Below are 16410 nucleotides of genomic sequence, written 5' to 3' on the forward strand. Positions count from 1 at the left end.
ATTTGAATCTACTTCACTTTAATTAGTGTGCTTGAATCGGTATGAGCGAATGCGTTGTCGTAGATCTCTAAGCCAGTTGTTTGAGAGTAAGTCAGCGTGTCGTCTGAAATACTGATGTTCATTGTGAAGCCCGTAGTGGTTGCGTTGTCTGTCATGTATTCAGACTCAGCGATACCACGCTTAGACGCGACTAACGTCATTGTGTCGCCAGCAGGGCCTTCCGCGGTGACACATGTGGTGCGTGGCACACAGTAAGAGTTGTACACGATCTGATTTTTTTGATCGTAGATGAAGTAACCACGTTGATCGTGGAATTTAGAATCGTCGGCCTTTCTGAATACTTCCTGCTTGTAGTACAGAGCAACAAGGTATTGGTCGCTGGCATTAGTCGCGTCTGCGGCAACCTCGAACGTCATCATTTCATAAAACGGTGTGACTGCAGGGCCACCCGCACCGACTTCTGTGCCTTCTTGACCTGGGGAGATATCAACGCCGCCTGTTTCGACTGATTTCCATGTGCCGACTAGTTTTGCCAATGGACCGAAATCCATTCCGTTGATTGTATTGTGGTCGGCTACTGCTGGAACCGAGATTACTGCTGCAATACTAAGTGCTAATAATTTTTTCACTGTAACTTCCTTTTTTGTAATTATACGACCTCAGTAAAAGTAAGGTTATTGTGAAACCAGTTTATTAACTCAGATCAGTGTTCTTGGTTACTATGAAAGCGATTTGTAACTTGATGTATCAGTCAATAAGAGAATATTAATGCGGCTAAATATTGAACGAATAGCTTTGATTTGTTCATCGAGGTTTAATTCAAAATTGCATTAATCTGAGCCTTATTAATTTTGCTATTACACATTTCAAATTCTCATGTATGATGTGCGCCCATAATTGTATGACAAATGTGTAATCTTACTTCTGTATGAATAAAGCTGCTAACCACGCCATTTTACTTTTGGTGTTCGCAAACCTACTTGCGTCCTTTTCAGATGTATCGTTGAAGATACTGAATGGCGAAGTCCCTACGTTCCAGTATGTGTTTATCCGCCAGCTATTGAGCGTGATCTTGCTTCTTCCATTTTGGTTAAAGTTACCGAGAGAGACACGTATGCAAGGCGGTTGCAGAATCAACTTCTTAAGGGCTCAATTTATCTTGGTGGGGAGTGGCTGCGCGATGATCGCCATTACACACCTTACTTTGGCGACAGCAAACGCGATGTTCTATGTTGGACCAATCCTTATGCTGCCTTTGTCGATAGTGCTGTTGAAAGAAAGGCCGACATCTTCAAAAGTGATCGCGACCTTAATTGGTTTTGTGGGCGTGTTGATCGTATTACGCCCAGAGCAATTTCACTGGGCAGCGATTGCTGGGCTAGGCAGTGCGCTTGCGATGGGCGTGGGTAACATATTGATCAAACGCCTGAACACAGAGCAACACATCATCTCAACTCTGTTCTGGACCAGCATTATGACTCTTCCACTCGCACTGGCATTTGCACTACCAACTTGGTCTGCGATTGAATGGCATCATGTGGGTTGGATCATGGCAATCAACTTGTTCGTACTTGGATACCATGCGCTTGTGGTGGTGGCTTACAAAAAAGCACCGGCCAACCAGATTGCGCTCGCAGAGTATTCCGGGTTGGTGTTTGTGACACTGTTTGGTGTTATGTGGTTCGATGAGATTCCAGACATCCTGACACTGGTGGGTATTAGCCTTATCGTTATTCCTATGATGCCGATTAAATGGAAGAAGAGTTTCAAGTGGAGGGAGCGAGCCGCTTTAGAAGTTGAGGTTACTCCGCCTAAACCATAGAGGTTTGTCTCTCAGCTATTCTGGATTCCAAATAAACCACATTAGGGAAGGTCGTCTAAACTTAGGGTTTGTATCGCTTAAAAATACGACAATTTGGGCTCTAAAAACGTTCTCGAAATAAATGCAAATTAGTGCTTTACCTCAACTTAACTTGAGGTATTAGGATATGCAACGTTGCTTACGAGAATACTTTAAGGAGAGAAGAATGATCCAACTTGAACATGTGAATTTAGTCGTTAAGGACATCCCTGAAATGCTGACTTTCTATAAAGCGGCGTTTCCACACTGGTACGTTCGTGATGAAGGAAAAGGCGAATGGTCAGGCAAGCCACGTAACTGGCTGCATTTTGGCGACGAGTACCAATACATCGCATTGAGTGATCACGGAGAAGGTGAAAATAGAGACTTAGCAGGGCACTCTGTTGGTCTCGCGCACTTTGCTTATGTGACCAATAATATCGAAAGCGTCACTCAACGTCTTATTGATGCGGGCTTCCCGATTGCTAAACCCGGCGCTGAAGAACCTTATCGAAAAAATGTCTACTTTGTGGATCCGGCAGGCTTTGAAATCGAGTTCGTTGAATACCTAAGTGATGACCCCAAGCTGCGTAATGCTACAAGCTAATAGCGTCTTTGGGTAGAAAGTAACAAAAAGGGCATTGTGGAATATTCCGCAATGCCCTTTTTAGATTCTATTTATTAGCTGATATTGAGTGGGTTACTTATTTAGCCTTGAATGGCACCAATAGCTGTTTACCAAACACGTTAATGAGTGCGCCAGTGACAATCAGGCCACCACCTAGATAAGTCCAAACTGATGGGATTTCATTAAAGATCCACACGCCTAACAGTGCCGAGAACACAATCTGAACGTAAGAGTAAGCCGAAGCTTTGCCCGCTGCTTGTGTCTGCATCGCCTTGGTCAAACCGTATTGGCCGATTTGAGTGAAGATCCCAACCAAAACCAGCATCACGGTTAAGAATAGGCTTGGCCACACAAAGTCGTTCCAGATAAGGGCTGTTGAGATCGGTAGGGCAACCAGTGGGAAGTAGAAGATGATGACAGAGCTGTCTTCCGTTTGACTCAGTTTTCTCACAATCACATAAGCGATTGAGCTACCAAACGCGCCACATAACGCCACCATAATGCTGAATAACGGCAGTTCGCTGCTCGCGCCGCTGTTCATGCTTGGCTGTACCATTACCAGTAATCCCGCTAGGCAGAATGCAATGCAGATCATGGTCGATTTTTGGACGCGTTCTTTAAGGAATAACACACCGAGTAATGCGGTAAAGACAGGGTGTACGTATTGCAGAATGGTCGCTTCTGCTAACGGTAACGTGGTTACTGCGTAGTAAACACACATCAGCGCCGCAGTGCCGACTGCGCCTCGAACGAACAACAGAGGTTTGTTATTACCCCAGATAGAAATGCCTTTTCGTTTTACGTCGATGTAGCTGATGATCAAAGACACCAGCGCCCTTGCTGCAACGATTTCAAATACCGGTATGCCGTAGTTGCTGATGTATTTCACACAAGCAGACATCAGTGCGAATCCAAAAGCAGAAAGGATCATAAATCGAACCCCAACAGGGATCATTGAAAAAGAGAAAGAAGGCATAAAAATATCAATCGGTTGAGGGAGAAGGAATCATAGCTTAGTTTAGGAGAGGCGACCAAAGTCTTTGTCCTGTTCTCGTCAACTTGATTCAATTAATTCTCATTTCCACTCTTTACGCATACCTGTACAACCCCATAAAACGCACATCACATTTTGTCCCACATAATATCGGCTATAGCTCAATTTTATAAAATCAACATCAACAGAAGGTGACGCTAATTCAACTCTGATTTATCGGTCGTTTTAATTGTCCTTATCACTCATATCATTCTTGTGAATTTATAATGAGAGATATGTTCTATGAAACCAATAAATACCCTACTCATATCCACAATCGCGCTTTGCTCTTTTAGTTCAGCGACTTACGCTGACACCATTTTGCATGCTTTCAATTGGAAGTACTCAGATGTGACAGCCAATGCCAACCAAATAGCCGAAGCTGGCTATAAGAAAGTGTTGGTTGCTCCGGCAATGAAATCCAGCGGCAGCCAATGGTGGGCGCGTTATCAACCACAAGATCTGCGCACCATTGATTCTCCGTTGGGGAATAAACAAGATTTAGCTGCAATGATCACCGCACTTAAAGGTGTGGGTGTTGATGTTTACGCAGATGTGGTGCTGAACCACATGGCAAATGAAAGCTGGAAGCGAAGTGACTTGGACTACCCAGGCACAGAAGTGCTAAATGACTATGCCAGCCGTTCAAGCTACTATGCCGACCAGACTTTGTTTGGCAACTTAGCGCAAGGTTTTGTCTCGGCTAACGATTTCCATGCCGCAGGCTGTATTACTGACTGGAACGACCCGGGTCATGTTCAATACTGGCGTTTATGTGGTGCCGACGGCGATGTGGGTCTTCCTGATCTGGATCCAAACAACTGGGTGGTTTCACAACAACGTTTATATTTGAAAGCGTTAAAAGACATGGGCATCAAAGGTTTCCGTATTGACGCAGTGAAGCACATGAGCCAGTACCAAATCGACCAAGTATTTACGCCTGAGATCACCGCGAACATGCATGTGTTTGGCGAGGTGATTACCAGTGGCGGGGCAGGGAACAGTGGTTATGAGTCGTTCTTAGCGCCTTACTTGAACAACACCAATCATTCTGCGTACGATTTCCCGCTGTTTGCTTCAATTCGATCAGCCTTCTCTATGAGTGGCGGTTTAAACCAACTGCATGATCCACAAGCGTACGGACAAGCTTTGGATGATAGTCGCTCAATCACTTTCGCTATCACACATGATATTCCAACTAATGACGGCTTCCGTTACCAAATCATGGACCCACAAGACGAGCAGCTTGCTTACGCGTATATCCTTGGTAAAGATGGTGGCACGCCGTTGATCTACAGCGATGATCTTCCTGATTCTGAAGACAAGGATAATGGTCGCTGGGGCAATGTGTGGAACAGTTCGACAATGAAGAACATGTTGAGCTTCCATAACGCGATGCAAGGCAAAACAATGACTATGATTTCGAGCGACCAGTGCACTTTGTTGTTCAAGCGAGGTAAAGAGGGAGTTGTTGGTATTAACAAGTGTGGCGAAACGCGTGGCGTGACGGTCGATACCTACCAACATGAGTTCAATTGGCATATTCAATACAAAGACGTATTAAGCAGCGCGACAGAAACCGTGACTTCTCGCTATCACACCTTTAACTTACCACCACGCAGTGCGCGTATGTTTAAGTTGTAAATGTTATCTAGCTAAACCACTTAGCTTATTAAGCAAGAACGAAGTATAAGCCTCAGCAAATGCTGTGGCTTATTCATTTGGCGTAAGCTTGTGTTCAGTGCTGGTCTTCAATCACTCCTGACCAATGATTTTGCTGGGAAAGCGCTTTCAACAATTCGATCTCTTTCGCTGTCTCTATTTTAAGCCAATCAATCAAACCACTGATCACAGGTGAGTGAGTGCGCTGGTGGATGAAATAGGTCCAAGCACTGTTCTGGATCTTGGCATTCTCTGGGCAATATAAGAAACCGCGTTGGAGATCCTGCAAAACCAAAAGCAGATCCGTTACCGTGACGCCTTCACCGGATAAGCAGGCACTGAGTGCCATATCCAAAGACAAGAAGCTGGTGTTTCTAACGGGCTTTTTCGGAGGCGATTCGACATCAGCCAGCCATACTTTCCAGTCATGGTGATCTAAGGTCGGGTGCAGCCGTGGCATGGTTAAGATCGAATCGAGGTCGGTATCTTTCTTAGTCAAACCAACAGCATTCGTTAAGCTCGTGGAGCAGACTGGCGCCATGAACTCTTCACGCAAGAAAGTGATGTCAGGTGCGTTGTCATAGCGTTTTTTGAATCGAGTGTGGAAGATCAACAGGTCATACTCACTACTGTTAATGGCTTCATCTTCTTCAATCACGGGAACGATCACGATCTCGTAATCTGGGTAACGCTCGTTTAATTCACGAACCTTAGAGATCAACACGCGCGTAGCAAAACTTAGGGTTGCTTTGATCACTATGCGTTTCTGTTTCGGCTCACTCCAAGAGGCGATAACCGATTCGATATTGCCGTAGCTTTCACGCAAAGCGACATACAAATCATGACCTTGTACCGTTAATTCAATCGCTCGATGCTTACGAATGATCAAAGATGCGTTCAGCTCATCTTCAAGCTGTTTGATCTGACGGCTGATTGCACTCTGTGTCACGTTGAGCTCATCGGCAGCCAACGTAAAGCTCATCAGCCTTGCAGCCGCTTCGAAGGCTTTTAAGCTATTATGGGAGGATGGCAAGCTAGGATATGGGGTCATAATTCATTCGCATGAGTTTTTGGAATGTTAGAGTCGCAAATTTATCAATTGAACGCCAGCCCCATCGATCGTATTTTGGGCGAAATTAACTGAGGCGCTCATGAAAAAAATACTCACTCTTGCATTCCCTTTGATCATTTCACAGCTGATATCCATGGCTTTAGTCCTTACTGATGTTTGGATGATGTCGCGAATCAGCGTGTCAGCCCTTGCGGCTGGTGGTTTAGGTGCCTCTATTTACTTCTTCATCTTCATTATTGCGAGTAGCACAGTCGGCTGTGTCGCAAACTTAATCGCTATTGCTTATGGTCAGCGTGTCGCACGCCCAGAGTTCGGTAATACACAAATTAGATTGGCCGTGAAAGGTGCAACCATGCTGTCGTTCGTGCTCAGCGTGACCTTAATGGCGAGCTTCTGGTTTGCGCCACTGGTGTTGGAAGCGGCGAAACAACCTCAAGAAGTGATCACCTTAGCGATGGAATATGTACACGCCCTAAAATGGGTGATGTTGCCTTCGCTTATCTTATTGGTGCTGCGTGGCTTAACCAGTGCATTCGGTAATGTGCGTTCTATTCTGGTGATGTCGATTATCACTGTGATTTTGAATGTACCAGTGAGCTACTTCCTCACGTTCCAGCTCGACATGGGCTTAACAGGTTTAGGCTTAGGTACGGCTATTGCGGCATTTATCGTGATGGTTGGCTACACCGTTTGGGTGTTTAAACGTGACGAATTTAAACAGTTCGCCCCTTGGCTCAATACCGAAGAGTACTCTATTAAGTTGATGAGCCCGTTGTTATTAATGGGTTTGCCTATCGGCTTGGCGGCGTTACTTGAGCACGGCTTGATTTATGGCGGAACCTTGATGGCGGGAACGATCAGTATTGCTTCTCTAGCGCTGCACCAAATCTTGCTGCAATGCTTAAGCTTTACTTGGAACTTTAACTTCGGTTTCTCGCAAGCTGCGGCAATTTTAGTAGGCCGTGATTATGGCGCAGGCAACTACGAAGGCATCAAAAGAACCTCGATTCAAAGCTTTATATTGGTGTCTGTGTTGAGTGTGGCCTTGTCTGCCGTGTTTATCATTTGGCCTGAAATGATCGCTTCCATCTTCAAGCTAGACGACGGCACTGGCTCAATGACATCGCTATTGGCTTCGGTTATCTGGGTTGTCGCACTGTGTTTTATTGTTGATGCTTGGCAACTGTTGGCGATTAACCTGCTAAGAGGGATGAAGATTGTCTCTATGCCAACGGTGATGACAGCCATTGGTTACTGGATGTTTGGCTTGCCTGCTGCTTGGTACTTGATGCCAAAATTCGAGCTTGCAGGGATCTGGGGCGGAATCGGCGTTGGCTTAGGCGTGACGGGTATTCTGCTGCTTATCCATTTGATGGTCGTTCTAAACAAGAGCAGCAAGACACCAGACTTAGATTGTTCAGCTTATTCTTAAGCTTTACTGAAACGCAAAAAGCCACAGCAAAGTCTGTGGCTTTTGTTTATCTCATTGATTCTGGGGGAGTGAATCAATATCAGGTTTAGGGGCAGCTAGTTTCTACCAAACTATTTTTCACCAGAGAGCGCTGACTTCATCATTGTCTTAAATTGCTCTTTCTGCTCTTCAGTTAGTACGTTATAGATGTTGTTCTTAAGACGCATTTCTTGCATCACCATCGACTTCTCAGTGGCTTGTACTGTGTCGATGACTTTTTCCATCTCAGCTTCATCAAACTCAGGTTGAGTCACTAAGGCGATCTGCTTTTTCTTAAGTTCAATCGCACTATCCATATCAATTTCAGTTCTATCGGATTGATAATCTTGCACAAGAGTGAACACTTCCGCTTGCTGTTCTTCCGTTAGATTCAAAGAAGCAATAACCATTTGTAGTGGGCTGAGGACTGGCTGTGGCGGTTGTTGTGGTGATGACGCACTCACAAACGGAGCAGTAACGAGTAAAGCTGAAGCAGTTAATACACAAAGCGACTTTTTCAGTGATTTCATTGAGTTTCTCCTGTTAGTGGAAATAAGAGTATAGGTGAGCAAGCTGAACTCGATATGAACACGCTGTTCAGTTAACTAAGCTTGCTTCACGCCTAGCTGCTGTATCCGGATAAGCAAAGAAGCAGATAAACAAGGAAGCAGGTTAGACCTTGGTCTTACAGAAACCGAGCGCAAAGGTGACTAGAATGATTTGAGTTGCTCACCGTTTTATCAAGGATTACACAAATGGAAGTTGGATTGTTCTGGGCTGAAAAAGGGATGCTAGTGCTTGGCGCACTGTTTGTTTTGACGAGCATGATGCAGTACGGAAGACGCAGTAGTGATTGGAAAGGCGTGATTACGATGTTCTACAAGCGTATCCCAATGAATATTGCGGAATACAAATGGTACCGACTTGGAATCGCGTTATTGGTTTTTGCCGTGATTATCCGTTTCGCCTTGCTGATTCTATGGCCGACCTATCAATTCTAGCTATCTTGTATTCGCTCTGACATCTTTCATAAGTTCTTTCATGTTGGATATATAGAAGCGATAAATGCATGAGTAAACCGAGCCTTAATAAACTCACTTATTAAGGCTGCTATTTAATAAAATAGTGTTAATACTCCATGATATTGAGTTGCTATTGTCTTTGTAGCATATTGTTTTTCATAAAGAATAATGCGAGATAATAGCTTACCCACTTGTTTCATCATTCTTACTAATAATCTACACATAAATCCATTCACCCCGTACCTGATACCATAATGATCTGTTACACTCGTCCAAATTAGCTTTAATTTGTCGGTGGTGCATTTATGTCGTTCCCAGTTCTTATATGTGATGATTCTGCGTTAGCAAGGAAGCAGATGGCTCGATCACTGCCTAGTTCTCTAAATGCAGATATAACTTTTGCTGTTCATGGGCTTAATGCACTTGAAGAGCTCGCTCAAAACCAGTTCAAACTGATGTTCCTCGACCTCACCATGCCGGAGTTAGATGGCTATGGCACATTGGAAGAGATGCAACGTTTAGGTGATACCACACCTGTTGTAGTGGTTTCTGGTGATATCCAACCAAAAGCGCAGCAGAAGGTCATGGACCTTGGTGCCAAAGCGTTTTTGCAAAAGCCGATTGATAAAGAAGCGTTAAAAGCCATTTTACGTGAGCATGTGGAGCCGCCAAAACAGCCTCAACTCATTACGCCTTCGCCTTTAGAACTCCCAATACTTCGCCGACGTGACATCTATATGGAAGTCGCGAACGTTGCGATAGGCCGTGCAGCCGATGCATTGGCGCGCCACTTTAATGTATTTGTGCACTTACCATTGCCGAACGTGAACATCTTCGAAGTGAGTGAATTGCACATGGCACTTCGTGACCTCGCAGACAACGACCAAGTTTCGGGTGTTTGCCAAGGCTTTAGCGGAGAAGGCATTGCAGGTGAAGCATTAGTTTTATTGAGTGATTCCAGCGTGAGCGATCTTAAGAAGCTCATGAAGGTGCCCACCGAAAGCGAACAGCTTGAAGAACTAGAACTGCTGATGGATGTGTCGAATATCCTAGTCGGCTCATTCCTTAACGGGCTAGGGGAGCAATCCGAGGTTCGCTTCTTCCAGAGTTCGCCTGTTCTGCTAGGGCAACACATCTCGATTGATTCTGTGATTGAGAATACCAGTGGCTCGTTTAAGAAGACCATGACCTTCGAAGTCAGCTATAACATTGATGGCACTTCTATCCGTTGTGACCTTCTGTTTATGTTCGTTGACGAATCTCTGCCTCTTCTAGACAACAAGTTGGCCTACCTAATGGAGGAGTTTTAATATGCTGAATCTTCCTGCTGAATTTGAACAGTTCCACTGGATGGTGGATATGGTTCAAAATGTCGATATGGGGCTGGTGGTCATTAACCGTGACTTTCAGGTACAAGTTTGGAATGGCTTCATGACGCACCATAGCGGTAAGCAATCGCATGATGCGATTGGTAAGTCTATCTTTGAACTGTTCCCGGAGATTCCTGAAGAGTGGTTTAGGCTCAAAACCAAGCCCGTTTATGATTTAGGTTGTCGTAGCTTCATTACATGGCAACAAAGGCCTTATCTGTTTAAGTGTCGTAACGTTAGGCCTGTAACTCAACAAGCCGATTTCATGTATCAGAACGTGACGCTAAACCCAATGCGCTCGCCAACAGGCCAAGTCACTTCATTGTTCCTGTCTATTCAGGATGCAACGGCAGAAGCGCTGATGTCTCAAAAGAGCTAACCCATCTTGCGATGACTAAATAGCTTTAGAAGAGCAATCCAAACATCGAATAAAAATGGCTAAGGTGAATCACCTTAGCCATTTTTTTGCTTTCTATTCTTCAATTGACCTTAAAGGCTTCGATCTTTTTCGTCTGCTTATTGCAAATTTCCATCATTTATACAGTTCACCACCTCAGCGAACTCTCTTTGCTCGAACCTTTTACTCAAGAACCTAGATAGAATGAACTACTAGGTAATGAAGAAGCACGATCTCGGCTGTTAGTGGTTTATAAATTTTGTTGTTTTAGGTGGCTTTTAATAGAGATTGGGATTTGGGTTGTCGAAACCAAATGAACCTTGCCTTCAAGATAAAGCGAATTGAGGTGTATTTTTCATACTTGATGCTAACCAACAGCACCATGAGTTTGCTGAATTTGGTCGAAAACAGGAAAAATTTGGAAAAAAATCGAATTTATTTAAGAAAAAAGGCATTTTTTTGTTGGAGAAAAGTGTGATTTTTATGTGATCTCGAGGCACTTTCTTCACATATTTGCTTAATGAAGGCGATATTGTGTGAAAAAGAGAGGAAAACGATTGCGCAATAAACCGACAGCGTTTGCGTGATTGGTTCGCTAAGTTATTAATTAGTAAGAATTTAGTAGGAAAGTGTTACTTGGGAGGTTTTACCAGATATGGAATCTTCGAGAGGATAGCACAAAAAAAAATGAAATATCAGACTTGCTGTTACTAAATCACGACCTATAATGCTGAAAACCGGAGCGTCTGCCAACGCTCCGGTTTTTTTGTGTCCGAAGAAAAGTAAACTCGTCTGCCAACGGTTTTACTACGCATTTCGCGAGAGACACATAATTTTATGAATCAAGGAAAACACCATGCGTATCGAACAAGAACTTAAGTTAGGTTTCAAAGATGTACTCTTCCGTCCGAAGCGTTCTACCCTTAAAAGCCGTTCTCAAGTTGAATTAACCCGCGATTTTACATTCAAGCATAGCGGTCGTCAATGGTCTGGTACTCCAGTAATTGCAGCTAACATGGATTCGGTAGCAAGCTTTGAAATGGCAGCTGCTCTAGCAGAGCACGGTGTTATGACTGCAGTACACAAGCACTACACAGTAGAGCAGTGGGCTGAGTTCGCTAAAACAGCAGATAAGAAAACACTGAACAACGTATTTGTATCAACAGGTACATCTGAAGCTGAGTTTGAGAAAACTAAGCAAATCATGGCACTTAGCGAAGACTTCGTATTTATCTGTATTGATATCGCTAACGGCTACTCAGAGCATCTAGTTGAGTACGTACAGAAAGTACGTGCAGAATTCCCGAACAAAGTTATCTCTGCTGGTAACGTTGTAACAGGTGACATGGTTGAAGAGCTAATCCTAGCGGGCGCAGACATCGTTAAGGTTGGTATCGGCCCTGGTTCGGTTTGTACTACTCGTGTTAAAACAGGTGTAGGTTACCCTCAACTTTCTGCAATCATCGAATGTGGCGACGCGGCACACGGCCTTGGCGGCATGATCATCGGTGACGGTGGCTGTTCATGTGCGGGTGACGTATCTAAAGCGTTCGGCGGCGGTGCAGACTTCGTAATGCTAGGCGGCATGCTAGCAGGTCACTCTGAGTCAGGCGGTGAAGTTGTAGAGCAAGACGGTAAGCAATACATGAAGTTTTACGGCATGTCGTCTCAGTCGGCTATGGACAAGCACTCAGGTGGTGTTGCTAAGTACCGTGCTGCGGAAGGTAAAACTGTACTTCTTCCGTTCCGTGGTTCAGTTCACAACACAATTTCTGACATCCTTGGTGGTGTACGTTCAACTTGTACATACGTAGGCGCAGCGAAGCTTAAAGAGCTAACTAAGCGTACAACTTTCATCCGTGTACAAGAGCAAGAGAACAACGTATTCGGTAAAGAGTAATCTGAACGAGTTCGAATAGTTGTTGAAACATCCATAAATTGATATTTACAACCATATATTGATTTTTGGTACAGCCATAATTTGATATTGCCTCTTCATGGTCTAAACTTGTGTAAGTTTACGACAAAATCGTGAAGAGGCAATATTATGTCTGCTCTACCTTTCCTTTCTATAGCCACCCTGCTTGAACTTGAAACTGCGTTTGACACTCCTGCTAGAAACTTAACTAAATCACGTGGAAAAAACATACACCGTTACGTCAGTGCTAAGATGGGAAAAAGAGTCACGGTAGAATCTTTTTTAGAATGTGCCGCTTGTTATCATTTTGATTTCGAACCTAGTATCGTTCGCTTTTGTTCTCAACCGATAAGATTTTCATACAGCCTAAATGGTAAGACCCATACTTATGTTCCAGACTTTCTAGTTCAATTTGATACCGGTGAATATAAGTTGTACGAGGTAAAGTCCGACAAGGAAAGTTCAAAAAAGGAGTTTCATTGTGAATGGGAAGCAAAAGTTCAAGGTGCGTTTGAGATAGGGTTAGATCTAGAGCTGGTTGTAGAGGAAGAAATACTGGATGAGGTCATATTTAACAACCTTAAGCTTTTGCATCGGTATGCCTCAAGAGATAACTTGAACGACTTCCATCAAATTCTCCTTACTACTTTGAAACGGAATGGTACGCAAACAGCAAAGAGTTTAGGGCATCACCTCGGCTTAAATGGAAGAAAAATATTACCATTCCTGTGTGATTTACTCTCTCGAAACCTCCTCCAGACGAGCTTAGAGACCCCACTATCACTTGAGTCTGAATTTGAATTGGGTTGTTATGCCTAAGAAATCATTTTCAAGTTTTCATAGGAAGTCAGCACTTCAGCAAGAAAAACTTGAGCAGAATGATAGAGTCGTTGATTCCAACGATGTCGATGAAGCAACATATCAAGATATATCCGCATTTCCTGAAAATATAGCCAATCAGATTACTTTTCGTCTAAGCATTCTTCGTTTTTTAGCTGGTAAGTGCGAAAAAATCACTCCCAAGACAATCGAACCATATCGCGTCGCACTGCAACGGTTACACGACAAAAATATTCCAAGTGCGATATCAATATACAGGTGGTGGTTAGTTTTCAGAGCCTCCGGTTATAACCCGGTTAGTTTAGCTCCTGACTTTAAAAGTAGAGGAAATAGGGGGGCTAAAGTTTCACCAATTGTTGATTCGATAATAGAACAAGCAGTTGAAAGAGTTATTTCTGGTCGAAAGATCAATATCAGCTCGGCACACAGGCGAGTTAAGCGTAAAGTTCGACAATATAACTTAACGCACGGTACAAAGTATCCATACCCTAAATACGAGTCTGTAAGAATACGGGTTAAAAAGAAAACTCCCTTCGAAGTATTAGCAGCAAAGAAAGGCGAACGAGTTGCTAAAAGAGAATTCCGCCGTATGGGAAAGAAGATAACAACCTCGGCCGTATTAGAGCGGGTGGAAATAGACCATACAATGGTTGATATATTTGCGGTACACCCAGTACATCGAGTTACTTTAGGAAGACCTTGGCTCACGCAGTTAGTAGATTGTTATAGTAAAGCCGTAATTGGTTTTTATTTAGGTTTTGAGCCACCCAGTTACGTATCGGTATCGTTAGCCCTAAAAAATGCAATACAACGCAAAGATGACTTATTGTCTTCATATGAATCAATTGAAAATGAATGGCTATGTTACGGTATCCCTGACTTGCTCGTAACTGATAATGGTAAAGAATTTTTGTCTAAAGCCTTTGATAAAGCATGTGAGTCACTGTTGATCAATGTTCATCAAAACAGAGTCGAAGTGCCTGACAATAAGCCTGATGTCGAACGTAAATACGGGACGATCAATACTTCTCTATTAGACGATTTACCAGGGAAAGCTTTTAGTCAATACCTTCAGAGAGAGGGTTATGATTCAGTGGGTGAAGCTACTCTTACACTAGATGAAATTCAAGAAATTTACTTAATTTGGTTAGTAGATATTTATCATAAAGACTCTAACCAGAGAGGCACTAATTGTCCGAATATCGCTTGGCGAAATGGGTGCCAAGAATGGGAGCCTGAAGAGTTTTCTGGTTCTAAAGATGAGTTGGACTTTAAATTCGCTATTGTTGATAGCAAACAACTAACCAAAGCAGGGGTAACCGTCTACAAAGGACTGACATACAGCAGTGAACGTTTAGCTGGGTACAGAGGTAAGAAAGGGAATCATAAAGTGCAGTTCAAATATAATCCAGAGTGTATGGCGGTCATTTGGGTGTTAGATGAAGATGTGAACGAATACTTCACGGTTAATGCTATAGATTATGAATATGCTAGTAGAGTCTCTCTGTGGCAGCATAAATACAATATTAAGTATCTAGCAGAATTAAATTCAGCAGAATATGACGAAGATAAGGAAATCGATGCAGAGATCAAAATTGAAGAAATTGCTGATCGTTCAATTCTTGAAACAAAGAAAATTAGATCCCGGAGGCGTGGAGCTAGGCATCAGGAAAATAGCGCAAGAGCAAAGAGCATCAGCAATACTAAGCTAGCCCCACCCCAGAAAGACGAAGAAGAAATTGTAATTGTAGATAATGAAGATTGGGATATTGGTTATGTTTGAGAAATCATTAGATGAATGAAACTCGAGAAGCGCGCATCTCAAAAGCCAAAAGAGCATTTGTATCAACGCCGAGTGTTACGAAAATTTTGGGCTATATGGATAGATGTAGGGATTTGTCAGATTTTGAATCCGAGCCAACTTGTATGATGGTCTTTGGTGCATCGGGAGTAGGCAAGACGACGGTTATCAAAAAATATTTAAGTCAAAATAATCGCGATTCTAAAGTGCGAGGAGAAATAGTTCCTGTTCTGCATATCGAATTACCAGACAATGCGAAGCCTATTGATGCAGCAAGAGAGTTGTTGCTTGAAATGGGTGACCCATTAGCGCTTTATGATACTGATCTGGCGAGGTTGACGAAAAAACTGACTGACTTGATACCTTTGGTTGGTGTTAAGTTGATCATTATTGATGAATTTCAGCACTTAGTTGAAGAGAGGTCAAATCGCATTCTTACACAAGTAGGCAATTGGCTCAAAATGATACTCAATAGAACGAAGTGCCCAATTGTTCTTTTTGGTATGCCGTATTCTAAGGTTGTATTGAAAGCAAACTCACAACTGCATGGACGATTCTCAATTCAGTGTGAACTCCGCCCATTTATCTATCAGGGTGGTGAAGGTGTATTCAAAAAATTTCTGGAAAATCTTGATAAATTATTACCTTTTGTCAAAGAGGCTGGGTTAGCAGAGAAAAACCTTCAGAAAAAACTATATGCTTTTTCTGAAGGTAATATGCGTTCGCTGAGAAACCTCATCTATCAAGCATCGGTTAATGCCATTGATAATCATCGGGCCACGATTATTTATGAAGATCTAGTTTTTGCTGCTGAGCTCACATGTAGTAACAAGACCTACACATGGAAAAACCCTTTTGAAAACGGAGTCAAGGTGACGGAGGAAATGTTGCGTCCTCCACCAAAGGATATTGGATGGGAGGATTATCTGAAAAACATTAATTCAAGATCAAAAAGTAAGCTTAATGGTGGGAACATGTTTGAGTAATGTAATGGTGTACACAACACTACTTAAGGAGCGTTGTCCTTATTTTCTGGGCAAAACCTACTACAAAAGGTCACGAAAACACTCCGTGCTCTAAACGACCGATTAAACTAATTACGACTTGAGTGTCTTCAGTTGTTGAAAGCATGTCAATTGGCCGTTTGTTACTTAGTCCTCTAACTGGGTGTTTAAGCCAGTAATGAGTAGCTTCTTCACTTCCAAACAGCGCTAGTGCTTCCTGAAATACTCTATCAAAATTCTTTTTCGTTTCTTTATTCACCTTAAACTCCACCTAAATGGATGTAGTAAGTGTAATACACAATACTACGTTAAGAAAAGTAGGCCAAATAATGATTAGGCGAACTGATAAATAACAATGGTCTAAACAAGAAGT

At 43.0% G+C, this 16410-nt stretch carries 16 protein-coding genes; 11 read left to right on the forward strand and 5 right to left on the reverse strand.

The annotated features are described in order from the left end of the window. Nucleotides 1-8: 8 nt before the first annotated feature. Nucleotides 9-629, reverse strand: a complete 621-nt coding sequence (locus tag OCV12_RS19890; protein ID WP_261887010.1) for a heme-binding beta-barrel domain-containing protein — start codon at nucleotides 627-629, stop codon at nucleotides 9-11. 299 nt (nucleotides 630-928) lie between these two features. Here OCV12_RS19890 and OCV12_RS19895 point away from each other — a divergent pair, with 299 nt between their 5' ends. Then, nucleotides 929-1822, forward strand: a complete 894-nt coding sequence (locus tag OCV12_RS19895) for a DMT family transporter (RefSeq protein ID WP_261887011.1) — start codon at nucleotides 929-931, stop codon at nucleotides 1820-1822. A gap of 205 nt (nucleotides 1823-2027) precedes the next feature. After that, the gene (locus OCV12_RS19900; RefSeq protein ID WP_017065925.1) at nucleotides 2028-2447 is read left to right on the forward strand and encodes a VOC family protein; all 420 of its coding nucleotides are present in this window, start codon (nucleotides 2028-2030) and stop codon (nucleotides 2445-2447) included. A 97-nt stretch (nucleotides 2448-2544) separates the two neighbouring features. On the opposite strand, the gene OCV12_RS19905 is transcribed toward OCV12_RS19900, so the two are convergent. Next, on the reverse strand, nucleotides 2545-3444 hold the full coding sequence (locus tag OCV12_RS19905) for a DMT family transporter (protein ID WP_081090052.1): 900 nt from the start codon (nucleotides 3442-3444) through the stop codon (nucleotides 2545-2547). 300 nt (nucleotides 3445-3744) lie between these two features. On the opposite strand from OCV12_RS19905, the gene OCV12_RS19910 reads away from it, so the two are divergent. Then, entirely contained in the window at nucleotides 3745-5145 is a 1401-nt protein-coding gene (locus OCV12_RS19910) for an alpha-amylase family protein (protein WP_261887012.1), read from the forward strand. 94 nt (nucleotides 5146-5239) lie between these two features. Here the strand turns inward: OCV12_RS19910 and OCV12_RS19915 are convergent, their stop codons facing one another. Beyond that, the gene (locus tag OCV12_RS19915) at nucleotides 5240-6214 is read right to left on the reverse strand and encodes a LysR family transcriptional regulator (protein WP_261887013.1); all 975 of its coding nucleotides are present in this window, start codon (nucleotides 6212-6214) and stop codon (nucleotides 5240-5242) included. Between the two features lie 100 nt (nucleotides 6215-6314). Here OCV12_RS19915 and OCV12_RS19920 point away from each other — a divergent pair, with 100 nt between their 5' ends. Continuing rightward, nucleotides 6315-7667 carry an MATE family efflux transporter gene (locus OCV12_RS19920; RefSeq protein ID WP_261887014.1) on the forward strand — a complete coding sequence of 451 codons (1353 nt, stop codon included), beginning with the start codon at nucleotides 6315-6317 and terminating at the stop codon, nucleotides 7665-7667. A gap of 110 nt (nucleotides 7668-7777) precedes the next feature. Here OCV12_RS19920 and OCV12_RS19925 read toward each other — a convergent pair whose 3' ends face one another. After that, complete coding sequence (locus tag OCV12_RS19925; protein WP_261887015.1) at nucleotides 7778-8215, reverse strand: Spy/CpxP family protein refolding chaperone; 438 nt, start codon at nucleotides 8213-8215, stop codon at nucleotides 7778-7780. Between the two features lie 225 nt (nucleotides 8216-8440). Here OCV12_RS19925 and OCV12_RS19930 point away from each other — a divergent pair, with 225 nt between their 5' ends. The 7 genes from OCV12_RS19930 (at nucleotide 8441) to OCV12_RS19960 (ending at nucleotide 16019) form a co-directional block, all read left to right on the forward strand. Further along, the gene (locus OCV12_RS19930; RefSeq protein WP_017630837.1) at nucleotides 8441-8686 is read left to right on the forward strand and encodes a hypothetical protein; all 246 of its coding nucleotides are present in this window, start codon (nucleotides 8441-8443) and stop codon (nucleotides 8684-8686) included. Nucleotides 8687-9012: 326 nt separating this feature from the next. Then, nucleotides 9013-10017 (forward strand): response regulator, encoded by a 1005-nt coding sequence (locus OCV12_RS19935; RefSeq protein WP_010430576.1) that lies wholly within the window; start codon nucleotides 9013-9015, stop codon nucleotides 10015-10017. Nucleotide 10018: 1 nt separating this feature from the next. Then, on the forward strand, nucleotides 10019-10456 hold the full coding sequence (locus tag OCV12_RS19940) for a PAS domain-containing protein (RefSeq protein ID WP_017630838.1): 438 nt from the start codon (nucleotides 10019-10021) through the stop codon (nucleotides 10454-10456). 874 nt (nucleotides 10457-11330) lie between these two features. Further along, nucleotides 11331-12374 (forward strand): GMP reductase, encoded by a 1044-nt coding sequence (locus tag OCV12_RS19945; RefSeq protein ID WP_048659894.1) that lies wholly within the window; start codon nucleotides 11331-11333, stop codon nucleotides 12372-12374. Between the two features lie 147 nt (nucleotides 12375-12521). Beyond that, the gene (locus tag OCV12_RS19950) at nucleotides 12522-13211 is read left to right on the forward strand and encodes a Tn7 transposase TnsA N-terminal domain-containing protein (RefSeq protein ID WP_261887016.1); all 690 of its coding nucleotides are present in this window, start codon (nucleotides 12522-12524) and stop codon (nucleotides 13209-13211) included. Next, entirely contained in the window at nucleotides 13204-15015 is a 1812-nt protein-coding gene (locus OCV12_RS19955) for a Mu transposase C-terminal domain-containing protein (RefSeq protein WP_261887017.1), read from the forward strand. The genes OCV12_RS19950 and OCV12_RS19955 overlap by 8 nt, the downstream gene beginning before the upstream one ends. 11 nt (nucleotides 15016-15026) lie before the next feature. Further along, complete coding sequence (locus OCV12_RS19960) at nucleotides 15027-16019, forward strand: TniB family NTP-binding protein (RefSeq protein WP_261887018.1); 993 nt, start codon at nucleotides 15027-15029, stop codon at nucleotides 16017-16019. A gap of 70 nt (nucleotides 16020-16089) precedes the next feature. Here OCV12_RS19960 and OCV12_RS19965 read toward each other — a convergent pair whose 3' ends face one another. After that, nucleotides 16090-16296 carry an antitoxin Xre/MbcA/ParS toxin-binding domain-containing protein gene (locus OCV12_RS19965; protein ID WP_086712132.1) on the reverse strand — a complete coding sequence of 69 codons (207 nt, stop codon included), beginning with the start codon at nucleotides 16294-16296 and terminating at the stop codon, nucleotides 16090-16092. Between the last annotated feature and the right edge of the window lie 114 nt (nucleotides 16297-16410).

Origin of the sequence: Vibrio pomeroyi (genome assembly GCF_024347595.1) — a bacterium.
Lineage (GTDB): Bacteria > Pseudomonadota > Gammaproteobacteria > Enterobacterales > Vibrionaceae > Vibrio > Vibrio pomeroyi.